Origin of the sequence: Polymorphobacter fuscus (assembly GCF_011927825.1) — a bacterium.
Taxonomy (GTDB): Bacteria; Pseudomonadota; Alphaproteobacteria; order Sphingomonadales; family Sphingomonadaceae; genus Sandarakinorhabdus; species Sandarakinorhabdus fusca.
The window spans coordinates 1,473,161-1,498,768 of the sequence record NZ_JAATJI010000001.1 but is presented as its reverse complement, the minus strand read 5'-3'; the positions used below and the strand labels follow the sequence as shown (position 1 = coordinate 1,498,768).

General features: G+C 67.4%; 16 protein-coding genes. 6 read left to right on the top strand and 10 right to left on the bottom strand.

Features of this window, described 5'->3' with window-relative positions; genetic code table 11:
* The first annotated feature begins 69 nt into the window (after positions 1-69).
* Together GGQ62_RS07140 and GGQ62_RS07135 are read left to right on the top strand one after the other, a co-directional pair.
* Entirely contained in the window at positions 70-3,309 is a 3,240-nt protein-coding gene (locus GGQ62_RS07140; protein ID WP_243446293.1) for a TonB-dependent receptor, read from the top strand.
* 140 nt (positions 3,310-3,449) lie between these two features.
* Positions 3,450-5,243, top strand: a complete 1,794-nt coding sequence (locus GGQ62_RS07135; RefSeq protein ID WP_152578936.1) for an IlvD/Edd family dehydratase — start codon at positions 3,450-3,452, stop codon at positions 5,241-5,243.
* A 44-nt stretch (positions 5,244-5,287) separates the two neighbouring features.
* Here GGQ62_RS07135 and GGQ62_RS07130 read toward each other — a convergent pair whose 3' ends face one another.
* Entirely contained in the window at positions 5,288-5,998 is a 711-nt protein-coding gene (locus GGQ62_RS07130) for a FadR/GntR family transcriptional regulator (protein ID WP_152578937.1), read from the bottom strand.
* Between the two features lie 3 nt (positions 5,999-6,001).
* Complete coding sequence (locus GGQ62_RS07125; protein WP_167649518.1) at positions 6,002-7,588, bottom strand: aldehyde dehydrogenase (NADP(+)); 1,587 nt, start codon at positions 7,586-7,588, stop codon at positions 6,002-6,004.
* Positions 7,589-7,672: 84 nt separating this feature from the next.
* On the opposite strand from GGQ62_RS07125, the gene GGQ62_RS07120 reads away from it, so the two are divergent.
* Complete coding sequence (locus GGQ62_RS07120) at positions 7,673-9,316, top strand: glycoside hydrolase family 43 protein (RefSeq protein ID WP_167649517.1); 1,644 nt, start codon at positions 7,673-7,675, stop codon at positions 9,314-9,316.
* A gap of 7 nt (positions 9,317-9,323) precedes the next feature.
* Here the strand turns inward: GGQ62_RS07120 and dinB are convergent, their stop codons facing one another.
* Both dinB and xth read right to left on the bottom strand, forming a co-directional pair.
* On the bottom strand, positions 9,324-10,421 hold the full coding sequence (gene dinB / locus GGQ62_RS07115) for a DNA polymerase IV (RefSeq protein WP_152578939.1): 1,098 nt from the start codon (positions 10,419-10,421) through the stop codon (positions 9,324-9,326).
* An 89-nt stretch (positions 10,422-10,510) separates the two neighbouring features.
* Positions 10,511-11,335: an exodeoxyribonuclease III gene (gene xth / locus GGQ62_RS07110; protein ID WP_152578940.1), complete on the bottom strand. Its 825-nt coding sequence runs from the start codon at positions 11,333-11,335 to the stop codon at positions 10,511-10,513.
* Here xth and GGQ62_RS07105 point away from each other — a divergent pair.
* The gene (locus GGQ62_RS07105) at positions 11,322-12,713 is read left to right on the top strand and encodes a hypothetical protein (RefSeq protein WP_167649516.1); all 1,392 of its coding nucleotides are present in this window, start codon (positions 11,322-11,324) and stop codon (positions 12,711-12,713) included. The two genes, xth and GGQ62_RS07105, sit on opposite strands and share 14 nt — an antisense overlap.
* Positions 12,714-12,734: 21 nt before the next feature.
* On the opposite strand, the gene xylA is transcribed toward GGQ62_RS07105, so the two are convergent.
* From xylA to GGQ62_RS07080, 5 genes are all read right to left on the bottom strand, one after another.
* Positions 12,735-14,045, bottom strand: coding sequence for a xylose isomerase (gene xylA, locus GGQ62_RS07100; protein ID WP_152578942.1), 1,311 nt, complete (start codon positions 14,043-14,045; stop codon positions 12,735-12,737).
* Positions 14,046-14,056: 11 nt separating this feature from the next.
* The gene (gene xylB / locus GGQ62_RS07095; protein ID WP_152578943.1) at positions 14,057-15,505 is read right to left on the bottom strand and encodes a xylulokinase; all 1,449 of its coding nucleotides are present in this window, start codon (positions 15,503-15,505) and stop codon (positions 14,057-14,059) included.
* Between the two features lie 3 nt (positions 15,506-15,508).
* The gene (locus tag GGQ62_RS07090; RefSeq protein ID WP_152578944.1) at positions 15,509-16,567 is read right to left on the bottom strand and encodes a glycoside hydrolase family 43 protein; all 1,059 of its coding nucleotides are present in this window, start codon (positions 16,565-16,567) and stop codon (positions 15,509-15,511) included.
* Between the two features lie 78 nt (positions 16,568-16,645).
* Complete coding sequence (locus GGQ62_RS07085; RefSeq protein ID WP_152578945.1) at positions 16,646-18,214, bottom strand: rhamnogalacturonidase; 1,569 nt, start codon at positions 18,212-18,214, stop codon at positions 16,646-16,648.
* The gene (locus GGQ62_RS07080; RefSeq protein WP_243446694.1) at positions 18,207-19,841 is read right to left on the bottom strand and encodes a glycoside hydrolase family 43 protein; all 1,635 of its coding nucleotides are present in this window, start codon (positions 19,839-19,841) and stop codon (positions 18,207-18,209) included. Before GGQ62_RS07080 ends, GGQ62_RS07085 begins: the two co-directional genes overlap by 8 nt.
* A gap of 248 nt (positions 19,842-20,089) precedes the next feature.
* Between GGQ62_RS07080 and GGQ62_RS07075 the strand changes: the two genes are divergently transcribed.
* Positions 20,090-20,893 (top strand): IclR family transcriptional regulator, encoded by an 804-nt coding sequence (locus tag GGQ62_RS07075; RefSeq protein WP_152578946.1) that lies wholly within the window; start codon positions 20,090-20,092, stop codon positions 20,891-20,893.
* A gap of 15 nt (positions 20,894-20,908) precedes the next feature.
* Here GGQ62_RS07075 and GGQ62_RS07070 read toward each other — a convergent pair whose 3' ends face one another.
* Positions 20,909-22,318 carry a glycoside hydrolase family 28 protein gene (locus tag GGQ62_RS07070; protein ID WP_243446294.1) on the bottom strand — a complete coding sequence of 470 codons (1,410 nt, stop codon included), beginning with the start codon at positions 22,316-22,318 and terminating at the stop codon, positions 20,909-20,911.
* Positions 22,319-22,508: 190 nt separating this feature from the next.
* Between GGQ62_RS07070 and GGQ62_RS07065 the strand changes: the two genes are divergently transcribed.
* Entirely contained in the window at positions 22,509-25,601 is a 3,093-nt protein-coding gene (locus GGQ62_RS07065) for a TonB-dependent receptor domain-containing protein (RefSeq protein WP_152578947.1), read from the top strand.
* The last annotated feature ends 7 nt before the right edge of the window (positions 25,602-25,608 follow it).

The following is a 25,608-nucleotide window of genomic DNA, read 5'->3' as shown; positions in this document are numbered from 1 at the left end:
TGATAGCGCTAACAAAGCGCATGACCGACCAGCCGACAATGAAGCGGTGGTCGTACAGGGGGAGGCATCATGAATCGCATTTTGCACGCGCATTCCGTCCGCGCTTCGCTGCTCGCTGCAGTTTCGGTCGCCGGACTGTCGGCATCCACGGCAAAGGCAGCACCCACGCCGGTGCCGATGCCCGCAGCTTCCGGCGGCGTCACGACACCGGCGCCGGTCATCCTCAACGCCAAGGCCTATCCGGTGCTTGCCCAGGCAACCACGACCCAGGCGGCCCCGGCCAGCGGCCCGGGTGATTCCGCACCGACCGATCCGACCGCTGCAACGGCGGACGATACCGAAATCGTCGTGTCCGGCTTTCGCGCGTCGCTGGAACGCCAGACCGACGCCAAGCGCAACGCCGTCGGCTTCGTCGACACCATCTTTGCAGAAGACATCGGCAAGTTCCCCGACACCAACATCGCCGAATCGCTCAACCGCATTCCCGGCGTCACCATCAGCCGCGAAGTGACCGGCGAAGGCTCCAACGTCGCCATCCGCGGGCTCGGCACCAACTTCACCCGCGTGCTGCTCAACGGCGCGCCGGTGGCGATCGCATCGGTGCGCTTCGATGCGCAGAGCACCAATCGCGAAGTCGATCTCGACATGCTGCCGACCGAGCTGTTCACCCAGCTGACGGTCAGCAAGTCGCCGGTCGCCAGCCAGATCGAAGGCGGCGCCGCCGGCACCGTCAACCTGCGCACGGCGCGCCCGTTCGACAATCCCAAACCTTATGTCAGCTATGGCTTTCAGGGTTCCAAGGTCAGCGGTGCCGACAAATGGGGCTATCGCGGCCATGTCCTGGCCAGCGCCACCTTCGGCAATTTCGGCATCCTTGGCGGCGTTTCGGTGTCGAAGAGCCAGTTTGCCGTCGACGGCTTCGAAACCATCGGCTGGACCAACCCCAACCTGACCGCGGCGCAGAGCAGCAGCGCCACGCGCAACGCGACGGGTGGCGGCAACTTCACCATCCCGGCGACCGTGCCCGTCAACGCCGGCAACGGCCTTGTCACCGGCGCCGTCATCGACCAGGCATTCCTGCTGCGCAACAATCCCGGCGCCACCATCGATCAGATCGACAACGGCCTGATCCCGCGTCTTGGCCGGCCGCGCACCGAAGTCGGCTCGCGCGACCGCCAGAGCTATATCGCGTCGGCCGAATGGCGGCCGAGCGACGATCTGCATTTCTACCTCGATGGCATGTACGGAAAACGCACCACCGAATTCACCCGGACGGCAATGAACTGGGTCGGCCGCAACGGTGCCGTCATCCCGCTCAACACCAAATACGACCGAACCGATTGCGCCGCCGGGTGCGTGGTCACCGAGGGCACCTACGCCAATTCGCAGTTCTTCCTCGAATATCGGCCCTATCGCGACACCCAGGACTATTGGGGGATCAACCCGGGGCTGGAATTCAAGGTCAACGACTGGATCAGTGGTGATCTGCAGGCCAATTATACCAAGAGCAATTTCCGCCGCGAGAGCCCGACGGTGCTGGTCATCACGCCGGAACGCGCCGGTACCACGGTCAACTACACCAACGATGGCGGCATCCCGCAGATCCTGACCAATGTCGACCTCAACAACCCGGCCAATTTCGGCTGGGCGGGCGGTGGCCGGGTCAATCTGAACGGCGAGGAGCGCGCGACCGAAACCAAGGGCGTGCGCGGCAGCGTGCTGTTCGGCGACGCCAACCGGTTCAGCGTCCGCGTCGGCGGCGCCTATGATGATACCCAGCGGCGCATCACGCCGTTCGACAACACGGGCCCCTGGCAGAACGCCATTTGCGGCAACGGGCCCAATGTTTCGTTGCTGGCGCCCAACACCGGCACGACACCGTGCACCGGCCTGTTCCAGCCCGGCACGACGCCGCCCGCCGGCTTCCCGACCTTCCCCGGCTATGGCACCAACGCCACCGCGGGCGGACCGCCGATCGTCTATGCCGGCTCGCTGGTCCCCACCGCGCAGGTGCCGAGCTATCTCATGCCCGGCAGCAATGGCTACATCACCGTCGATTGGGAAAAGTTCAAGGCCGCCACCGGCTATGACGCGCTGCTGGCCAACGCGACCGAGATCGGCGCCGGCAGCAGCGGTGCCAATGGCGGCCTGATCCAGGAAAAGGTGACGGGTGCCTATGCCGAAGCCAATGGCGTCATCGATGTCGGCGACAACACGCTGCGGCTGAACGGCGGCCTGCGCTATGTCCACACCATCCAGATCGTCGGCGGCCGGGTCAGCGTTCCCGACCCGCGCAACACCCTGGCCAATGGCCAGCAGATCCCGGACGGCGGTCGCTATCCCAACACCAACACCTTCCCGACGACCCGCAGCTCGTACAACAACTGGCTGCCGTCGGCGAGCGTGGCGTTCGATTTCAACGGCCTCGCCGTGGCGCGCGCTTCGCTGTCGCGGACGATGTCGCGGCCCGATCCGAACGCGCTGCTGCCTGGCGCCAGCTTCGTCCAGCCGTCGGCGGATATCGGCACGGTCGGCAACCAGGAGCTCGATCCGTACATCTCCACCAACATCGACGTCGGTTTCGAATTCTACACCGGCGGCGAAGGCGTCATCGGCTTTGCCGCCTTCCGCAAGTCGATCACGGGCTTCACGGTCAACGGCCTGCGCACCGTGCCCTTCTCGTTCCTGGAACCCTATGGCATTTCGATCGACTCGCTGACCCAGGCGCAGCGCGACGCACTGGCGACGCGCGCCGCCCCGGGCCAGGCGCTCAGCGATGTACCGATCGTCATCCAGCAGCAGGTCAATTCGGACGGCAAGCTCAAGGTCAACGGGCTCGAATTCCAGCTGACCCAGCCGTTCGACTTCCTGACCAGCCGGTTCGGCGTCCGCGGCTTCGGCATCCAGGCCAATCTGACCTTGATCGACCAGAAGGGCGATGGCGCAGGGGCCCCGGCAATCGCCATCGGCGTTGCACCGACGACCTATGTGCTGACCGGCTATTACGACAACAACGGCATCTCGGCACGCCTCGCCTATACCTACAACCAAGGCTCGCAGGGGTCGGGGACAAACCAGAACGGCATCCCCGCTGCCGCCATCTTCGGCCGCGACTATGCGCAGCTCGACTTTTCGGGAAATCTCGATCTCGCCCGCCTGTTCGGCAAGGATTATCTGCCGACCGTGGTGCTCAACGTCATCAACATCACCAAGGAATCGCAGGGCGCCTACTTCCAGTTCCCCAATGCGACGTTCAATCAATACAATCCCGGCCGTACCGTTCTCGTCGGGTTGCGCGGCCGCTTCTGAGGCTTCCCAAAGTTACTCCCCAAATCGGGTCGGCTGGAAACAGCCGGCCCATTTTTTTGCCTGTCAGACGCAGCACACCGCATTGATCTTCCATTTGTCTGAGTTTATCCAATCGCCTTCGAAGCCGCGGAGTGCCAACAATGTCCAATACGAAGCCCAAGCTCCGCAGCCGCGCCTGGTTCGACAATCCCGACAACATCGACATGACGGCGCTGTATCTCGAACGCTATCTCAATTTCGGGTTGAGCCTTGAAGAGCTCCAGTCGGGCAAGCCGATCATCGGCATCGCGCAGACGGGATCGGACCTGTCGCCGTGCAATCGCCACCATCTCGTTCTTGCCGAACGTGTCCGCGAAGGCATCCGCGAAGCCGGCGGCATCGCCATCGAATTTCCCGTTCATCCGATCCAGGAGACCGGCAAGCGGCCGACCGCCGGGCTCGATCGCAACCTTGCCTATCTGGGCCTGGTCGAAACGCTGTACGGCTATCCGCTCGATGGCGTCGTCCTCACCATCGGCTGCGACAAGACCACGCCGGCGTGCCTGATGGCGGCGGCGACGGTCAATATCCCGGCCATCGCGCTGTCGGTGGGGCCGATGCTCAACGGCTGGCACAAGGGGGACCGCACCGGATCGGGGACGATCGTCTGGAAGGCGCGCGAATTGCTCGCCGCCGGCGAGATCGACGATGCCGAATTCATCCGGCTGGTGGCGTCGTCGGCGCCCTCGACGGGCTATTGCAACACCATGGGCACGGCGACGACGATGAACTCGCTGGCGGAGGCGCTGGGCATGTCGCTGCCCGGGTCGGCCGCGATCCCGGCGCCCTATCGCGACCGGCAGGAAGTCGCCTGGCGCACCGGCAAGCGCATCGTCGCCATGGTCGCTGACGATCTGAAGCCGTCGGACATCCTGACAGAAGACGCCTTTCGCAACGCCATCGCGGTCAATTCGGCGATCGGCGGGTCGACCAACGCACCCATCCATATAACGGCGATTGCCCGCCACATCGGCGTCGACCTGCCGTTGCAGACCTGGCAATCGCACGGCCTCGACATTCCGCTGCTGGTCAATCTCCAGCCGGCGGGCGAATATCTGGGCGAGGATTTCTACCGGGCCGGCGGCGTGCCGGCGGTCGTCGGCCAGCTCATCGGCCAGGGCCTGATCGCCGAAGGCGCGATGACCGTGAATGGCAAGACCATCGGCGAAAATTGCCGCGGCGTCGCCATCGAGGACGAAAAGGTCATCCGCCCGTTCGATGCGCCATTGATGGCGGCGGCAGGCTTTGTCGTTTTTTCGGGCAATCTGTTCGACAGCGCCATCATGAAGACCAGCGTCATCTCGCCGGAATTCCGCGAACGCTATCTGTCCGATCCCGCCGACCCCGACGCCTTTGAAGGACCGGTGGTGGTGTTCGACGGGCCGGAGGATTATCACGCGCGCATCGACGACCCCGCAACCGGGATCACCGACCGCACCCTGCTGGTCATGCGCGGCGCCGGGCCCATCGGCTATCCGGGCGCTGCCGAGGTCGTCAACATGCGCGCGCCGGCGCATCTCATCCTCGACGGCGTCCATGCGTTGCCGTGCATCGGCGATGGCCGCCAGTCGGGCACCAGCGGCAGCCCGTCGATCCTCAACGCCGCTCCCGAAGCGGCGGCCGGCGGCGCGCTGGCGGTGCTGGAAACCGGCGACCGGGTCCGCATCGACCTGCGGCGCGGCAGTGCCGATGTGCTGATCGACGCCGAAACGCTGGCGGCGCGGCAGGCGGCGCTGGCAGCGAAGGGTGGCTATCGCTTTCCGGCCTCGCAAACGCCCTGGCAGGAAATCCAGCGTGCCGTCGTCGGCCAGCTCGGCAACGGCGCGATCCTGGAGGGTGCGGAGGCCTATCAGCGCATCGCCCAGACGCGCGGACTGCCGCGCGACAACCACTGAGTGGTGGCGGACCGGGTTTCACAGCAGTGAAACCCGGTCCTTCATCAGCTTCGCAGCGCCAGCCCCATGTCGGCGAGCGCAAGCCTGAGCAGTTCGGCCATTGCCGCGCGCGCGGCGGCACCGTCCCGGTCGCGGATGGCGTCGAAGACGACAATATGGTCGGGCAGCGGGTCCCGGGGCAGGGCGCGTTCGCGCTGCTTGAACTGGGTCGTCCAGCGCACGGCGGCGCCGACGCTGCTCGCCAGCGCCGCCAGCGGCTCGTTGTCGGCAGCCGCGAGGATGGCGCGGTGGAAGCGCTGGTCGGCGTCGCGGCCGCGTGGGTCGGCAAGGCCATGCCGCTGCATTTCGTCGAGCGCCATGCCCATCGCGGCGACGTCCCCGTCGCTGCGCCGTCCCGCCGCCAGGGCGGCGGCGGCGGGCTCGATCAGGCTGCGCAGCTCGAACAGGTCGAGGATGAAGCGCGGGTCGGGCGCGCCTTCGAACGTCCAGGCGAGGACATCGGGATCGAGCAGGTTCCAGCGATGGCGCGGGTTGACGCTGGTGCCGGCCTTTGGCCGGCTCTCGATCAGTCCCTTGGCGGCGAGGATGCGGATCGCCTCGCGATAGGCCGTGCGCGACACGCCCAGGGCTTCGCTGGCTTCGATCTCGCCGCCGAAAATGTCGCCGGGCTTGCGCAGCCCGCTGACGATCTCGACGCCGATATCATGCGCGATGGTGCCGTGAATGCGCGGCAGCGGACGTTCCCTTGCCGCCACGCCTCAGCTCGACGGCTTCGATGCTTCGCGAACGCCGTCGATGCGCCGGGCGACGCGCCAGGGGTTGGCGTCGTGGAGCGCCGCCGGCAGCAGCGCCTGGGGCAGGTTCTGGAAGCAGACCGGGCGCAGGAAACGGAGCATTGCCAGCGTGCCGACCGAGGTGGTGCGGTTGTCGCTGGTGGCGGGGAAGGGGCCGCCATGGACCATGGCATGGCAGACTTCGACGCCGGTCGGCCAGCCATTGGCAAGGATGCGCCCCACCCGGTCGGCAATCGCCGGCACCAGCGTCGCCGCCTCCGCCTCGTCGGCGGGATCGACGTGCAGCGTCGCGGTCAGCTGGCCTTCGAGCCCGGCGATCACATGGGAGACTTCGCCGAGGTCGCGGCAGCGGACGATCACGGCCGAGGATCCGAAGACTTCGTCGCCCAGCGCGCGATCGGCCAGGAAGCTCGCCGCGTCGGTTTCGAACAGCGCCGCGACGGCTTGGTTCGGGCCGGTGTCCGGGCAACCGCGGGCCACGGTGCGAACGGCCCGGTGGCCGGCGAGCGCGTCCACGCCCTTTTCGTAATGGGCATGGATGGCGGGTGACAGCATCGTCGTGGCGGCACTTGTGCCCATGGTGGCGGCGGCAGCGGCGATGAAGCCGTCGAGCGCCGGGGTGTCGAGCGCCAGCACCAGGCCGGGGTTGGTGCAGAATTGCCCTGACCCCATGGTCAGCGACTGGACGAAGGCGGTCGCCAGCGCCGGGCCGCGCGCGGCAAGCGCCGCCGGGAACAGGATGACGGGATTGATGCTCGACATTTCGGCATAGACCGGAATCGGTTCCGGGCGCGCCGCCGCGATCCGCACCAACGCCAGCCCGCCGCCGCGCGAACCGGTGAAGCCGACTGCCTTGATGGCGGGATGCGCAACAAGGGCGCCGCCGAGCTCGTTGGTTTCGCCGGGCAGGTAGGAAAAGATGCCGGCCGGCAGGCCCGATGCAGCGATGGCGCCGGCGATGGCGCGCGCGACCAGTTCGCCGGTGCCGGGGTGCGATGGATGGCCCTTGACGACCACCGGACAGCCGGCGGCAAGCGCCGAGGCGGTGTCGCCGCCGGCAACCGAGAAGGCGAGCGGGAAGTTCGACGCGCCGAATACGGCGACCGGGCCGATCGCCATGTTGATGCGGCGCAGGTCGGGGCGCGGCAGCGGCGCGCGGTCGGGCAGCGCGGGATCGATGGTCGCGTCGAGCCAGTCACCCTGGCGGACGAACTGCGCGAACAGGCGCAGTTGGCCGGTGGTGCGGCCGCGCTCGCCTCCCAGCCGCGCGCGCGGCAGGCCGCTTTCGGCCATGGCGCGGACGATCAGGTCGTCGCCGACAGCCATGATCGCGTCGGCGATGGCTTCGAGCAGCGCGGCGCGCGTTTCGAGATCGGTCGCGGCATAGACGGGGAATGCAGCCGCCGCCGCGGCTGCAGCGGCATCGACCGCATCGCCGCGCGCGGAGGAAAAGCTGGGTGCGAGAACCTGGCCGGTGGCGGGGTCGATCGCGGTGAAGCGGTCGCTGGCCTGGCGCGTTTCGGCGCCGATCAATATTGCTCCGTCGATCACGAAATCACCTTCCAAAATAACTCAGACTTAATAGGATGGTGGCACGGCGACCGCAAGGCGGCGCAGGCGTGGGGAGCAACGATCTTGGCCAGAAGCGCGATCATCCTGGCGCTCGCGGCGCTGCTGGCGGCACCGGTCGTGGCGGCACCCGCCCGCTTCGCCTGGTTCGAATATCGCGGCACCGACGGGCCGCCGGCGGCATCCGGCCAATACCGCAACCCGATCCTTGCCGGCTTCTACCCCGATCCCAGCATCACCCGTGTCGGATCCGATTTCTACCTGGTCAATTCGACCTTCAGTTGGTTTCCCGGCATTCCGGTCTTCCACAGCCGTGACCTTGTTCACTGGCGCCAGATCGGCAACGCCATCGACCGGCCCGGGCAACTCGACTTCAAATCGCTGGCCATATCGCGCGGCGTCTTCGCGCCCGACATTGCCCATCACGACGGCCGTTTCTTCATCGTCAACACCTGCGTCGATTGCGGTGGCAACTTCGTCATCACCGCCACCGATCCGGCCGGCCCCTGGTCCGACCCGGCGTGGTTGCCGACCGTGGAAGGCATCGACCCGGGGCTGTTCTTCGACGATGACGGCAGCGCCTGGCTGGTCAACAATCGTGAACCCGTCGGCGGGTCGAAATATGCGGGGCACCGCGCCATCTGGATCGAAGGCTTCGACCCCAAAACGCTCAAGATGCGCGGCAATCCCAGGATGATCGTCGATGGCGGCGTCGACCCCTCCAAAAAGCCGATCTGGATCGAGGGTCCGCACATCTACAAGAAGAACGGCGCTTATTTCCTCGTTGCGGCGGAAGGCGGCACCAGCGTCAACCACAGCCAGGTGGTCCTGCGCGCCGACACGGTGACCGGCCCCTATGTCCCGGCCCCCGCCGGCATCAACCCCATCCTGACGCAGCGCGACCTGCCTGCCGATCGGCCCGATCCGGTCAGCGCCGCGGGCCATGCCGGGCTGGTCGACCTGCCGGATGGCGGCTGGTGGTCGGTGTTTCTCGGCACCCGGCCCTATGCCGCGGATTTCTACAACATCGGCCGCGAAACCTTCCTGCTGCCCGTCGACTGGTCGGGCACATGGCCGATCATCCTGCCGCGCGGCACGGCGGTACCGCGCCTGGCGCCGGTACCGCCGCTGCCGCCAGCGCCCGGCGCGCCGCCGACGACGGGTACGTTCACCGCGCGGGACGATTTCGACGGCCCCGGTCTCGGCCGCGAATGGATGTCGATGCGCGCGCCGAACCATCGGCTGGGCGGCGGCGACTTGCTCCTCGAACCAACCAGCACCGGCATCGGCGACTTCGGGCGGCCGGCGTTCGTCGCGCGGCGCCAGCAGCACAGCAACGCCGTCGCCACGACCGAAATCCGCTTCACGCCGGGCGAAGGGCAAGCGGCGGGTCTGGCGGCCCTGCAGAACGACGAATTCTTCCTGACCGTCGCGGTGACCCGTCAGGGTGGCCGGCCACTGGTGCGGGTGGCGCGGCGCGCCGGCGCGTCCGATCCGCGCGACGGTGTCACCATCGGCGCGGTGCCGCTGGCGGCGGCCGGCCCCGTCCAACTGCGCATCACGGCGCGCGGCGGCCGCTATGACTTTGCCTATCGCAGCGGCAAGGACTGGGTTGATGTCGCCCGCGACGTCGATGCCACCAACCTCAGCACCGCCAGGGCAGGCGGCTTTGTCGGCACGATGATCGGCCCGTTCGCGGTCGGACGCTGACGATCGCTCAGCGGGCGACGGGCTGCCCGAACATGTCGCCGAGATCGAGCGGCGGCTGCGCGCGCGCCCGCGTGCCATCGTCGAGGCCGGACAGGGTGACGCCGAGCAGGCGGATGCCCTGATCGACCGGCAGCAGCGATCGCAACAGGGCGTGCGCCGCGACCGCGATGGCGTCGCGGTCGGCCATCGGCAGCACCGTTGTCCGTGACCGCGCCACCAGCCGGAAATCGGCGAACTTGGCCTTGAGCGTCAGCGTGCGCCCCGACGCGCCGGCCCGGGCGATGCGGGCCCAGGCGGCGTCGATCACCGGTTCGAGCGCCCGTTCCAGATCGGCACGACCGGCGAGGTCGGTGCCGAACGTCCGCTCGGCGCCGATCGATTTCGATGGCCGGTCGGGCCGGACCGGGCGATCGTCCTCGCCATGGGCGGCGCGGTGGAAATAGCCGGCGCTGCTGCCGAAGTGCCGGGCCAGCTCGGCGATGCTGCGATCGCGCAGGTCGGCGCCGGTGTGGATGCCGAGGCGTTCCATCTTCGCCGCCGTGACCGGGCCGACCCCGTGGAATCGCTTCACCGGCAACGCGGCAACGAAGGCGGGCCCCTGCGCCGGCTTGATGACGCAAAGGCCATCGGGCTTGTTCTGGTCGGACGCGAGCTTGGCGATGAACTTGTTGTAGGAAACGCCAGCGGAGGCGGTGAGCCCGGTGTCGGCCTTGATCCGGGCGCGGATTTCGGCGGCGATCGCGGTCGCCGAGCCGATGCCGCGACGATCCTCCGTCACATCGAGATAGGCCTCGTCGAGCGACAGCGGCTCGATGAGGTCGGTATAGTCCGCGAATATGGCGCGGATCTGCTGCGATACGGCGCGATAGACATCGAAGCGCGGCGGCACGAACACCAGTGCTGGGCAGCGGCGCAGCGCCGTGACCGACGCCATCGCCGATCGGACCCCGAACACGCGCGCCTCGTAACTGGCGGCCGCGACCACGCCGCGGGCCCGGGCGCTGCCGACGGCCACCGGCTGCCGGCGCAGGGCCGGATCGTCGCGCTGCTCGACCGATGCGTAGAACGCATCCATGTCGATATGAACGATCTTGCGCAGCGACATGAGGTGGGGCGGGCCAGATTAATGCGCCGATCGGAAGCGGTGCCGGGACCGACGTTCACGACATGTTCTGATCGACTGCCGCAGCAACGTCAACCGGTTTTGGCGCGGCGCGCCTTGCGCCGCGGTGATGCAGCTGCGCCATCCGCGTTCAGCTCGATCCAGGCGGGCGCGTGGTCGCTGGGATGGTCCCAGCCGCGGACATCGCGGTCGACGCCGGCGCCGGTCAGACGGGGGACCAGCGCGGGGCTGAGCAGCAGATGGTCGAGCCGCAGGCCCGCATCACGGGCATAGGCGTTGCGGAAATAATCCCAGAATGTGTAGATCGTCTCGCCCGGGTGCAGATGCCGGATCGCATCGGTCCACCCCTGGGCAAGCAGCGCGGCAAAGGCCGCCCGCACCTCGGGCGCGAACAGCGCGTCGTCGTGCCAACGCTCGGGCTTGTAGACATCCGCCTCGGTCGGCATGACATTGAAATCGCCGGCGATCACCACAGGTGCGCCGCTGTCCATCAGCATTGTCGCATGATCGCGCAGCCGTGCCAGCCAGGCCATCTTGTAGTCGAACTTGGGGCCGGGGCGCGGATTGCCGTTGGGGAGATACAGCCCTGCCACCAGGACACCGTTGACGGCGGCTTCGATATAGCGGCTCTGGACGTCGCTCGCATCGCCGGGGAGTCCGCGGCGGGTCTCGATCGGGTCGCAGCCGCGTGCCAGCAGGGCGACACCGTTCCAGCTTTTCTGCCCCAGCCAGACGGCGCCATAGCCGGCGTCGCTGATCGCGGCTTCGGGAAAGCGCTCCTGCGGCGCTTTCAGCTCCTGCAGGCAGACGACGTCGGGCGTGGTCGCGGCCAGCCAGCGAAGCAGGATTTCGATGCGGCCGTTGATGCCGTTGATGTTGAATGTGGCGATGCGCACGGTCGTTATTCGCTTTTCCAGGGTTCGCGATTCCGACAACGTTCCGCGCGGCGTCGGCGCTCCGCTATGGCTTTCCGCAGCGACCGGCAGCGGCGCGGAAATTTACCATGGACTTCGCGCCGCCGGCGCGGATGATGGCGCGATGATCCAGACCGCGATGACCCGAACGACTCCGTTGCAGTGCCTCGTCATCCTTGCCTTCGCAGGCGCGGTTCCGGCGGCGGCCGCCCCGGTCGCATTGGTGCCCGAACAGACCGAAAGCGACGCCTACACCCGCTACGAACTGCTGGCGCCGGGGTCGGGGCGTTTTCGCATCCTGTACGATGTGACCGCCACGACACCGGGTGCGCGCTTCTACTTCAACCCGATCCGCAAGGGCAGCATCGCCACCGACGAACATGTCACCGACAGCGCGACCGGAAAGCCGCTGCGCTTCGCGGTGGTCGGCGCCGACATCGCCCGCGCCGGCGGCCTGCCGCGTGCCGAGGCGGGCAGCGCGTATATCCGCGTCGCGCTGGCGCGCCCGGTGCCCCCCGATGGCGAGGCGCGTATCCGGATCGACAAGACCTATACCGACCCCAAAAGCTATTTCGTCGACGGTGACACCATCACCTTCGACCGTCCGCTCGGCATCAAGCGCAATGCGATCGTGTTGCCGCCGGGCTATGAGCCGGTTTCGGTCAACTACCCCTCGCAGGTGCTGCAAGAGGCCGACGGGCGGATCAAGCTGAGCTTCTGGAACATCGGCCCGGCGGCGGCCCCGCTGGTGGTCAAGGCGCGCCGCACGCCCGCATCGGGCGCGACCCCAGCGGCGCTGGCCGGCCGGCTGCAGGAGCGCAGCAGCCAGTCGCGCGAGATCGTCTATTATCTGCGTGACCCCGAAACGCACAGTTTCGACCTGACGCATGACTATACCGAAACGCGCCCCGGCGTCGGTGTCTATACGAACGTCGTGCGGGCCGGCAGCCGGGTGTCCAACCCGTCGGCGCGCGATCTCGACACCGGCGCGGCCCTGCCGACCGAAACCTTGCGCGGCGCGGCGATCGCTGCGGCCGGCGGTGACGCGCCCGGCGCCACGGCCGATACCGAGGCCGTGCTGTTCCGCTTCCCGGCGCCCGCGCCGGGCGAGAGCCGTCGCCTCCGCATTGCCGAGACCTATACCGATCCCGATCGCTACAAGCTGGTCGGCGACACGCTGGTGTGGGAACGCGCCTTCGGGCGGCCGCTTAACGCCATCGTGCTGCCGGCCGGCTGGACGCTGACCAACAGTTCGGTGCCGGCGACGATCAGCCGGTCCGCCGACGGGCGGGTGCGGCTCGACTTCATCAACCCGCGCACCGACGAATTGTCCGTCCTGGTGACCGCCCGGCGCCGGTGAGGCCGGCGCCGCTGCCATCGGCTAGACGAAGCGGTTGACCAGATTTTCCAGCCGCTCCTGCTGGCCCGACCGCGGCTGCGGATCGATGGCGCTGCTGACGGCGAGATCGGCAATGCCCGCCAGGTCGAGCCCGGCGACCTGCTGGCCGAAGGCGCCGTCCCACCCGGCATAGCGTTCGGCGCGGGCGGCATCGATGCGGCCGTCCTCGATCAGCGCGGCGGCGTTGAGCAGGCCGCGCGCGACGGTGTCGATGCCGCCGATATGGCCGTGGAACAGGTCGACGGGTGCCATCGACTGGCGGCGGACCTTGGCGTCGAAGTTGAAGCCGCCGGTGGTGAAGCCGCCCGCGCGCAGGATTTCCACCATCGCCAGCGTCAGTTCGGGGACCGAATTGGGGAACTGGTCGGTGTCCCAGCCATTTTGCGGGTCGCCGCGATTGGCGTCGATCGACCCGAAGATGCCCAGCGCCGCCGCGGTGGCGATCTCATGCTCGAAGGTGTGGCCGGACAATGTGGCGTGGTTGGCCTCGATGTTGACCTTGACTTCGTTTTCAAGGCCATAGCGCTTGAGGAAGCCATAAACCGTCGCCGTGTCGAAATCATATTGGTGCTTGGTCGGTTCGTGCGGCTTGGGCTCGATCAGGATGGCGCCGGTGAAGCCGATCTTGTGCTTGTGCGCGACGACGAGCGACAGGAAGCGGCCGAAATTGTCGAGCTCGCGGCCGAGGTTGGTGTTGAGCAACGTCTCATAGCCTTCGCGGCCGCCCCACAGCACATAATTGGCGCCGCCGAGGCGATGCGTGGCTTCGATGGCGTCGCGCACCTGCATGGCGGCGAAGGCGAAGACTTCGGGGTCGGGGTTGGTCGCGGCGCCGGCGGCGAAGCGCGGGTGGCCGAACATGTTGGCGGTGCCCCACAGCAGCTTGCGGCCCGATGCGGCCTGGAGGCGTTCGAGGTCGTCGACGGCTTCGGCGAAGTTGCGGCGATGCTCGGCGACATTGTGCGCCTCTGCCATCACATCGACGTCGTGAAAGGCATAGAAGGGGATGTCGAGCCGGGTGAAGAAGTCGAAGGCGACGGCGCGCTTGTCGGCAGCGGCGGCGGCATCATTGGCGCCGCGATGCCAGGGGCGGTTGAAGGTGCCGGCGCCGAACACGTCCGAACCCGGCCAGCAGAATGTGTGCCAGAAACAGGCGGCGAAACGCAGATGATCCTCCATGCGCTTGCCGAGGACAACGCGGTCCTTGTCGTAGAAGCGATAGGCGAGTTCGTTGGTGCTGTCCGGGCCTTCGAAGGCGATCGGCGGGATATTGGCGAAGTAATCGGTGGCCATCGAAGGGCTCCTTACGGGTGATGCGGGGCAATGCGGGGGTAGGCGGCGCGGAACGCCTGGCGCTTGGGGGCGAGGCGGGCGGCGAGGTCGGGATCGGGGTCGATGACGTGCGCGGTCGGCGGCGGCGTGCAGATATCGGCGGCGCTGCCGCCGTCGACCGCCAGCTGCGCCAGCCGTGCCGCGCCAAGGGCCGGGCCGGCCTCCCCGCCGCGCAGGTAAACCAGCGGCGTGTCCATGGCGGCGGCGATGGTTTCCCCCCAATAGCGCGACCGCGCGCCGCCGCCGATGACGGCGAGCTCGCTGACCGTCGTGCCGGCTTCGCGCAGCACGTCGAGGCCGTCCGCGAGCGCAAAGGCAACGCCTTCGAGAACGGCCTGGGCAAGGCGGTTGGGGTTGGTGTCGTTGTCGAGTTGCAGGAAGGCACCGCGGACCTGGGGGTCGTTGTGCGGGGTGCGTTCGCCCGACAGATAGGGCAGGAACAGTTCGGGGCCGCTGGCGGGGCCAGCAAGTTCGGCGCGGGCGAAGAGTTCGGCGGCACCGCTGGCCCCCGTCAGCCGGGCCACCCAGTCGATGCAGGCAGCGGCGCTGAGGTGCACCGACATTTGGTGCCACAGATCGGGCAGGCAGTGGCAAAAGGCATGGACGGCGCGCGCCGGATTGGGCGTGAACCGGTCGTTGGCGACGAAGATGACGCCAGACGTGCCGAGCGACAGCAGCGCCTTGCCGTCGCGCACGACACCCACCCCGGCGGCGCCGGCGGCATTGTCGCCACCACCCGCAGCAACCGGCACCTGCGCCATGCCCCAGCGTTCGGCGACGTCGGCGCGCAGCGTGCCGCTGATGTCACTCCCTTCGAGCAGGCGCGGCATATGCGCCGTGGTTAGCGAGCAGGTCGCCAGCAGCGCGTCGCTCCACCGCCGCGCGGCGACGTCGAGCCACAGGGTGCCGGCGGAATCGGACATGTCCGACGCTTTTTCGCCGGTCATGCACAGCCGCACATAGTCCTTGGGCAACAGCACGGTGCGGATTTTGGCAAAGGTCGCGGGCGCATGGTCGCGGACCCAGCGCAGCTTGGGCGCGGTGAAGCCCGGCATGGCGATATTGCCCGAAATGGCGCGCAGTTTGGGAAGTTCGGCCTCCATCGCGGCACATTCGGCGAAGGAGCGGCCGTCGTTCCACAGGATGGCCGGCCCGAGCGGGCGGTCGTCGTCACCGAGCAGCGTGGCGCCGTGCATCTGGCCGGCCAGGCCAACAGCGCGCACGGCGCGGCGCATGGCAGGATCGATCGAGCCGATGGCGGCATTGGTCGCCGCCCACCAGTCGTCGGGGTCCTGTTCCGACCATGAGGGCTGCGGCCGCTGGACGGTCAGCGCCGCCGTGCCCTGGCCGACGATGGCGCCGTGGCTGTCGAGGACGATCGCCTTGACGCCCGACGTGCCGATATCGATGCCGAGGAACATGGCCTATTTGACGAACGGATCGATAAGCTTGATCGTGCCGTCGGCGTTATAGGACAGCTCGGTCATCTTGACATTGCGCAGCCGCGTCTGGCCCGACAATTGCGTATCGGCATACAGCAGCCAGGTCTTGCCCTGCCAGTCGACGATCGAATGGTGCGTCGTCCAGCCATCGACCGGCAGCAGGAAATGGCCCTTGTAGGTAAAGGGGCCATAGGGATTGTCGCCGACGGCATAGTTGAGGAAATGCGTGTCGCCGGTCGAATAGCTGAAATAATATTTGCCGTCGTGCTTGTGCATCCATGACGCTTCGAAGAAGCGCCGGTCATGGTCGCCGCCGGTCAGCGGCTTGCCGTTTTCGTCGAGGATGACGACGTCGCGCGGCGTTTCGGCGAATTCGGTCATGCCCGGCGCCATGGCGGCGACCTTGGCGGTCAGCGCCGGCTTGTCGTCGGCGCCAAGGTCGGTCTTGGAACCGTTGGGGTCATAGGTGCCGCTGGTGTTGCGCTGCAACTGGCCGCCCCAGATGCCGCCGAAATACATGTAGCTCTTGCCGTCGGTGTCGGTGAACACGGCGGGGTCGATCGAAAAACTGCCCTTGATCGGCTGCGGATTGGCCTTGAAAGGGCCCATCGGGTCCTTCGACGTGGCGATACCGATGCGGAAGGCGCCGGCTTTGTCCTTGGCCGGGAAATACAGGTAATAGGTGCCGTCCTTGAAGGCGGCGTCGGGGGCCCACATCTGCCGGTCGGCCCAGGGCACGTCCTTCACATCGAGTGCCACCGGGCCGATGACGGTCTTGCCGCCCGGCGTGTCCACGCGCAGCACGCGATAGTCACGCATTTCGAAGTGCGCGCCCAGATCGTCCTCGGCTGTCGGACCGTCGATATCGTGGCTCGGATAGATATAGAGCTTGCCGTCGAAGACATGGCCCGACGGGTCGGCAGTGTAGATTTCGCTGACCAGCGGCTGCGACAGATATGTCTTCGGCGGTGACGTCGGCTGGGCGAGCGCCCCGGTCGACACCGACACTAAGGCGGCCGCAGCGATGGCGCTGATCTTCATTCGTCTCTCCCAAGCCAATCCGCGATCTCCTGGTCGCTTGGGGTGAAAGGTAGCGCTAACAACAATGTTCCACAAGCGCTAAAGCCGTTGCGATCCGACCATGGCGAGATCGAGATCCTTGATCGTCCGGTGCCCGCTGCTGCGAAGGTCGCGGACATTTTCCAGCGCGAAGACCGTTCCCGGGGGCGTGCGCAGGCGGGCGATATCGATGGCGGCGACGTCCTTCAGATACAGTGCCGGGCGCGGATCGGTCCTGGCGACGGCGATCTCGACATTGCTGATGCTGACCCCGCGCGCGTCGCGGATGAAAAAGCCCGTGGCCGGCAGGTCGCCGAACATCGACGGTTCGGGATAGGCGAGCTCGTTGAGCGGCGGCTGCAGCGAGGCCCAGGCGGCGGGGGCGCCGCCGCGCTGGTGCAGGAAGACGTCGCTGATGTTGACGTCCTCGACCGGGTGGCCCGGCAGGCCGGCGATGATCGACGGCAATTGCGCGGCGTCCGAACTGGTAACGTTGGTGATGAGGACACGCTTCATCGTGCCGATGCGGGCACCGGCGGGCCCGCGCATGCGGCGACCGAGGCGCAGGAAGAAGGGTGAGCTGAAGTTGCCGCGCATGGCGATATTGCTGATGGTGATGTCCTCGAAATCGGCGCCATCGACGGTTTCCAGCGCCAGTCCCTGGCTGTCTTCGAACACGCAATTGGTGATGGTGATGTTCTTGAAGCCGCCGTTGGATTCGGTGCCGAACTTGATGCGGCCGTGGACAGAGGGCGCGAAACTGTCGGGCATTTTCTTGCGGGTGCCGTCGAGCAAGGTGCCAAGCTGATAATTGCCGGTGACGAAGCAGTTGGAAATCATCAGATTTTCGGTCGCCCGGGGGTAACCGAGGGCATAGCTGCTTTTCGGGCAGATGGCGTCGTCCCAGGGCGAATTGACGGCGCAGTTGGTGATGCGGACGTTGCGGCAGCAATCGAAGTCAAAGCCGTCGCGGTTGGTGTCGACGAGCAGATTGTCGATGGTGATGTTGTCGGTGCCGGTGGCGAGCAGTGCGAACCAGCCGCCTTCCAGCACCTTGAAATCGCGCAGCAGGACGTTGCGGCAATTCTTCAGTGCGATCGCCTTGTTGCCGGTGCCGGGGCCGTTGGGGTCCTTCAACCAGGCGTCCTTACCGTCGCCGCGACCAAGCCCCTTGCCCCAGATGAGGCCAGAGCCGGTGATGGCGATGTCGTGGAGGCCGTCGCCCCAGATCAGGCTGTTCTGCCAGTGGTTGTGGCCGAAATCCTGAAAGGGTTCGATCGCCGGGTCCTGCGGTTCGGCAAGGTCATAGCCGCCCCTGCCATCGGCGGGCGCGGGCGCGGCGAGGATGGTGGCGGCGATATCGAGGTGAAGTTCGATCTTGCTGCGCAGGTGGATGGAATGACAGGCATAGGTGCCGGGGGGGAAATGGATGGTGCCGCCGCCGCGCGCGGCGGCATGTTCGATCGCGCGGTTGACGGCCGGGGTGTCGAGGGTGTGGCCGTCGCCCTTGGCGCCGAAGTCGCGGACATTGAGCCAGCCGGCGCCGCCAGGGGTGACGGCAAACGCCGGGCGGCCGATCGATGCGGCGGCGAAGCCGGCACCGACGAGGAGCGAGCGGCGATCAAGCATTGGAAGCTCCAAGGGTTTGCACGTCGAACATGTCGACGTCGATGCTGCCGCCGGCGGTGCCGCGGGTGAAGCTGAACAGCGCCGGGCGCGCGCCCTTCCACCACGAGAATTTGGCCAGCGCAATGGGGTCGCCAAGGCGCTGGAAGCTGGCGCCGCCATCGGTGCTATAGGCATATTGCACCGTCTGGTCGCTGCCGACCTCGGCGCGCAGGTCGATGCTGGTCCCGGCCAGCACCGGCCCTGGGGTTTCCGCGCCTTCGATTCCCAGCGTCACGCGGGTCTGGCCGTTTTCGCGCACCAGCCCGATCCAGCTCGGGCGCACGCCGAACAGCGCCAGCCCGGCACGCTGGCCGTCCGCCATGCGCGACGCGTCGATGCGAGTCGTGATGCGGCTGGCGGGGCCTTGCAGGATCTGGGTCAGCGTGTTGCGCGCGGTGACGAGATGCTCGGCGGGAAGGGCGCGCAGCCGCAGGAAACCAGGGCGTTCGGTCAGGCTCCAGCCACTGTCATCGGGGTTGTGGTTCCATTCCCATTGCAGCCCGAGCGTACGGCCGGCGAAACTGTCTGATGCCTGGAGACGGTCGCGCGTCGGTGGGCTGCCGGTATCGGGCATGGCGTGGGTCGCCACCGGCTGGCCTGCGCTGGTGCCCGGGATGGGCGTGCCGATCACCGGCCAGTCATCGACCCATTTGACTGGTTGCAGATGGACGATGCGGCCGAAGGCGCCGGTGGAATTGAAATGCGCGAACCAGCCCTCGCCGGACGGCGTTTCGACCCAGCCGCCCTGGTGCGGGCCTTCCAATGCCGTGCTGCCCTGTTGCAGCACGACGCGGTGTTCGTACGGCCCTTCGATGTTGCGGGCGCGCAAGGCGACTTGCGCACCTTTTTCGACACCGCCGATGGGAGCGAAGATGTAATAATAGCCGTTGCGCTTGTAGAGCTTGGGGCCTTCAAGGATGGGCAGCCTGGCCTTGTCTTCGACGATGACCTTGCCGGCGTCGAGAACGCGGGTGCCGTCGGCGCTCATGCGGTGGAGGATCAGCGGTCCGGCGCCGTGGCGCGAATGGACAAGCCAGGCGCGGCCGTCGTCGTCCCAGAATGGCGCCGGGTCTTCGAGCATCGGCTGGTCGATGACCTTGACCGGCGCGCTCCACGGTCCTTCGGCGTGCCTGGCGGTGGCCATGAAGACGCCTTCGTCGGGCGTTGCCCAGTAAACGTAGAACTTGCCCTTGTGGTGGCGGATCGACGGTGCCCAGACGCCGCCGGCGTAGCGGGTGCCGCCGACGGGTTTGGAGACTCTATCGGTCAGGCTGTGCGGGCCGGGCATGTCATATTGCGGCGCGAAGGGCAGTTTCGGAAGCACATGGCCGATGATCTTCCAGTGCACCAGGTCGCGCGAGCGCAGGACCGGGATGCCGGGCGAAAAGTGAAAGCTGGAGGCGATCAGGTAGTAATCGCGTCCGACGCGGGTGATGTCGGGGTCCGAATAGTCGGCGTGGAGGATCGGGTTGGTATAGGTTGCGGGTGCAGCGGCAGCCAGCAACAGCGCCAGCAGGGGCAGGAAGCGTCGCATGGTCAGACCGCCATCGCATTGCCACGACCGGTGACGATCGTCGCTGTCACGCACGGACCGAGCCCGCGCCGCGCCAAGCGCCGTCCGCGCCGCGCCCCCGCCGGCGAAGGCGCCGAATTTTCAGGGCGTTTCCTGCGGCGCTTCCCCGAACGCGCGGGACTTGAGCACAGGCACCGCAATGCGATAATCGCTTCGTACCAGATGTTGGTACGGCTGGTCGTTGTCGCTGCGGGCAACCGTCGCGCCTCCCCGGGGCTCTTGTTTGCTTGTTTGTTCCATACTATGGGAAGGCATACTACGCAATGGGAAAAGCCAGCTTGGACAAGGACGCCGATGGCGGCGCGGATGGCAAGCCGAAGGCGGTCAGCCAGACGCTGTTGCGCGGGCTCGACGTGATCGATGCTGTCGTCGACGGGCCGCTGACGCTGGCGGCGCTGGCGGCCAAGCTGCAGCTGACGCGATCGACGACCCATCGCCTCGCGGCGGCGCTGATCGACCGGCGCTACCTCGTCTTCACGCCGCGCACCGGTTACCAGTTCGGGCCGAAGCTGCTCGAGCTGGGCTTTGCGGCGCAGCGGCAGACCGACATCATTCAGGTGGCGCGGCCGCATCTGGAAGCGCTTGCTGCCGATACCGAGGACACGGTGCATTTCGGCATCTCCGATGGCGACCGCGCCCTGTATCTCGACAAGATTCCGGGACGCCGGCGGGTGGAGATCAGCAGCCGCGTCGGCGATCGCCAGCCGTTGACGGCGACTGGCCTTGGCAAGGCGCTGCTGCTCGACGATGTGCCGGCGCGCTGGCGGACGCTGTTCGATGCTGACCGCGCCAATGGCGCGCCGGCGGCCGATTACGATATCTGGCTGCAGCGCATGGAAGCCTATGTCGCCGCCGGGCGCGCCTATGACCTTGAGGAGAACGAGGACCAGATTCGCTGCGTCGCGGCGCCGGTGCGCGATGTGAAGGGCCGCATCGTCGCCGCCATCAGCGTGTCGAGCGCAGCGCAATATATGGCCGATGGCCGGATGGCGGCGCTGTCGGACGATGTGCGCGGCGTGGCGGCGGCGATCAGTGCCGATCTGGGCTGGACCGGCCGCAAGCGATGAGCCCTGCTTGCCGCGTCAGATCCGGCTGACGGGCCTGCCATTGACGCGGACATTGTTCAGCCCGAGCCGGTCGATATGCGCGACGACGCTCGGCCGGGTCACCCCCGCAAAGCGACAGTCGCGCAGGGTGATGTCGGACACGGGCGCGCCGGGCAGGCCCTGGATGTCGGCGACCTGCGGTGCCCTGGCCACGTCCATCCGCTCGATCAGCAGGTTGGACAGCGACGGTCGAAAGCCGCCGTTGGCGCCTTCCTCATAGTTAAAGTCGCAGGTGATCGCGGCGCGCGCCACCTGGCCGACGCGGATGTCGCGGCAATGGACCTGGTCGACCGCACCGCCGCGCATGGCGTTGTTCTTGATGCGCACGGCATACCAGAGGTCGGGGCTGTCCATCGTGCAGCGTTCCATGAAGACGCGGCGGACATCGCCCGAGATTTCGCTGCCGATGACCAGCCCGCCATGGCCGGCGCGCATCCGGCAGTCGCGGATGACAATGTCCTGCGCCGGCCGCGCGACGCGCCGGCCATTGGCGTTGCGCCCCGATTTGATGGCGATGCAATCATCGCCGGTGTCGAAGGTGCAACGCTCGATCAACATGCGATCGACCGATTCGGGGTTGCAGCCATCATTGTTGGGGCCATGGCCGCGCACGGCGACGCCGCGCATGACGACATCGCGGCAGAGCACGGCATGGCAGTTCCAAAGCGGCGAATCGCGCAGCGTGACGCCTTCGACCAGCACGCGCGCGCAGTTCTGGAACTGCACCAGCGGCGGGCGCAGGTAGCCGCCCGCACCGAAGCGCCGCTCGGCGACGGGCACGCCGGCTTCGGCCATGGCGAACAGCCGGGTGCGGGCGGCGCGCTGGTCGGGCATGCCGGGTTTCCAGCCGAATTGCGGCCCGCTGCTCCACGGCCACCAGGCCGCCCCCTGGCCGTCGAGCGTGCCGGTGCCGGTGATGGCGACATCGGTTTCGCCGTCGGCAAAGACCAGTGGCGCATAGTTGACGCATTCGACACCTTCCCAGCGGGTCGCCACCATCGGATAATCGGCAGGATCGGTGCTGAACACCAGGGTGGCGCCGGCGGACAGGTGCAGCGCCATGTTTGACCCCAGCCGGATGGCGCCGGTGTGGAACCTGCCCGGCGGGACGACGACGCGGCCCCCGCCCGCCGCGGCGCAGGCAGCGATGGCGGCGGCGATCGCGGCGGTCGCCGGCGGGCCGCCCGCGACCGCGCCATGACGGGTGATCGGGACGTCGCGCCGGGGAATGGCCGGGGCGGGGATGGTGTCGGCGATGCGGCGCGCGGCCTGCCAAGGTGACGCGGGCGCGGCCGCCGTGGCCACGGGCCAAAGCGCGGCGGCGCCGAGCATGGTGCGCCGGTCGATTGTCGTCAGTGTGACTTTTCTGCCGCGCTGCATCGCCATTTTGCCCCTTCTACTGTCCCGCAAGCGCACGGCCACCGGGCGCAACCTATTGAAACATATACGTCGGCCCAAGTAGGGATAGCGCTAACATTTTTGGTTTCACAATATGCTGCGGCGTTGTATATGATGAGACGACGCCGCAGAGAAGCGGCGAACCGGACAGAGATCCGGCTTTTCGAGGGGGACGATCATGATACGCCAGCATCTTCTTGCGAGCCGCGCCAAGGCCGGTACCGCGCTCGCCCTCAGCCTTTTCGTCTGCCCGGCGATCGCGCTCGCGCAGGTCGCACCGGCAACGCCGGCTGCCGAAGCGCCTGCGGCTGCCGATGACGGCGCCGGCGAAATCGTCGTCACCGGCTCGCGTCTCGCGGCGCGCGGTTTCGAGGCGCCGACGCCGGTGACGGTGATCGGTGCGCAGGAATTCCGGCTTTCGGGTACGGCCAATGTCGAAACCCTGCTCAACGATACGCCGCAGTTCCTCGGCTCGCAGAACAATGGTCCGACCGCCAACACCGTTCCCGGCGGCACCGCGACGCTCAACCTTCGCGGCTTCGGCGCGCAGCGCAATTTGGTCCTGGTCAACGGCCGGCGCTTCACCATCACCGGGCCTGACCAGACGACCGATATCAACACGGTGCCGGCGGCGCTGATCGAACGGGTGGAGACCGTCACCGGCGGCTCGTCGGCGGTCTATGGATCCGACGCCATCACCGGCGTCGTCAACTTCATCCTGAAGAACAATTTCGACGGCATCGAGCTGACGGGCGGCATTCGCGCCGACCAGCATACCGGCACGCCGACCTACAATGCCTCGCTGACCTTCGGCACCAATTTTTCCGGCGACCGCGGCAACATCGTCGCGTCGTTCGACTACCTCAACCGCGGCGGCTTTTCGCGCGGCGACCGCGGCGGCTGGGCGACGCCGAACATGGCCGATGGCTGCGTGACCTCGGCCAGCTTCAGCGAGACGCGCCCCGGCACGCCGCTGGCGGTGCCGGCCGGCCAGACCTGCCTGACGGCGGGCGGTCGCCCCGGGCTGATCTTCGGTGGCAGCGGCACCATCCCCAACGGCCGCTTCGCCAATATCCCGTCGGTCGGCTCGGCCCAGTCGAATCCCGGGCTCGATGCCGCGCTGGTCGCCGCCGGTCTCGGCGGCATCGGTGGCCGCGGGTTCACCTTCAACGATGCCGGCACCGTGGCGCGCCCGGCGTTGACGCCGCAGGACGATTACGACCTGGGGCCGGCCGGCTATCTGGTCATCCCGCAGCGCCGCGTTGCGCTCAACCTGATGGCGCATTACGACTTTTCGCCGGCGCTGACTGCCTATGCCGAGGGCAATTTCAGCAACAACATCGTCGATGTCCAGCTCGCCCCCAGCGGCATCGGCGGCAACTTCCTCGTCAACACCAACAATCCCTATCTGACCCCGCAGCTCCGCGAGGTGATGCGCCAGCTCGACCTGCGCGAAACCGGCACGACGACGGTGACCAACGGCACCTCGCGGCTCAGCACGACGCCGGGGGATGGGCTTGCCGTCCTCAACGTCAACCGCCGCCTGCCCGATGTCGGCCTGCGCACCAACCGCAGCGACCGCACCGCCTATCGCGCCGCGCTCGGTTTCCGCGGCGACATCGGCAGCGTGTCCGAAGGCTTCATGCGCAACCTCGCCTATGATGTGTACGGCACCTACACGCGGACCACCGACACCAGCATCTCCACCGGCGCGGCGTCGCTCAGCAAGTTCCAGGCCGGGCTGCTGTCGGTCAACGGCGCAGCGCCACTGCTCAACATCTTCGGGCAAAATCTGTCGGCGGCCGGTGCGCAATCGATCGCGGTGGCATCGACCAACTATACCGAGGCCGACCAATATGTGATCGCCGCCAACCTGCGCGGCGAATTGTTCGACCTGCCGGCCGGCCCCGTCGACTTCAACACCGGCGCCGAATATCGCCGGGCTTCGGCGAACTTCGTTCCCGACAGCTTTCTGGCGTCGGGCGATGTGTCGGGGTTCAACGCCGCGCTGCCGACCAGCGGATCGTCGGCGGTGAAGGAGCTGTATGCCGAGCTGCGGGCGCCGATCCTGCGCGATTCGGCGTTCGGCAAAAGGTTCGGAATCAACGGCGCGGTGCGCTATTCCGACTATAATCTGAAGGGCGTCGGCAGCGTCTGGACCTATTCGGTCGGCGCCGAATATGCGCCGATTTCGGACATCACCATCCGCGGCCAGTTCCAGCGCGCCATCCGCGCGCCGAACGTCGGCGAATTGTTCGGCGGCAACACCGTCAGCGGCCCGTCGGCGACCGATCCCTGCTCCAGCCGCCAGCCGCTGGCGCAGCAGACCGCCGCCGTGCGCGCCGTCTGCGTCGCCACCGGGGTTCCGGCCGCCGCGGTGTTCACCCAGAATGTCCAGCCCAACGTCTTCATCAGCCAGGTGTCCGGCGGCAACCCCAATGTCGGCCCCGAAACCTCCAACACCAAGACGGTCGGCGTGGTGCTGGCGCCGCGTTTCATCCCCGGCCTGACCGCCAGCATCGATTATTACAACATCAACCTCGACGGCGCGATCGCCCCGCTGGGCGGCGGCATCTCCAACACGCTCAACCTTTGCTACAACGTCATCCAGAGCGCGACGAGCGAGTTCTGCCAGGCGATCACCCGTGACCCGTTGACCGGCCAGATCGCGGCGCCGGGCTTTGTCACCACCACCAACGGCAACACCGGCGGGCTGAAGACTTCGGGCATCGATTTCGAAGCCGGCTACCGGGTCAATTTCGACTGGACGCTGCTGGGTGACGAAGGCAGCACGCTCGATTTCGGCACCAATCTCAACTGGACCAACGAATTCACCGCGACGCCGGTGCAGGCGATCCCGACGATCAAGAACAATTGCGTCGGGTCGTTCGGGCCGACCTGCGGCCAGCCGATCCCCGAATGGAAGGGCATCACCCGCGTCACCTGGAAGACCGGGCCGCTGGCGCTCAGCCTGCGCCACCGCTTCATCGGCGCCGTGACCGTCGACACCTATGTCCTGCCGACCCGCGCCGGGACGACCGCACCCGCGCTCGATTCGCTGACGACGCCGCGGATCGGCACCCAGCATTATTTCGATCTGTCGGGCTCGTACGACTTCTCGCGCAAGCTCATCCTGACCGCCGGCATCCGCAACCTGTTCGACCGCGATCCGCCGATCCTCGGATCCTCGGCGCCGGCCAACAACACCTATGCCGCGACCTATGACATCGAAGGCCGGGTGTTCTATGCCAGCCTGACGGCCCGCTTCTAAAGGCCAT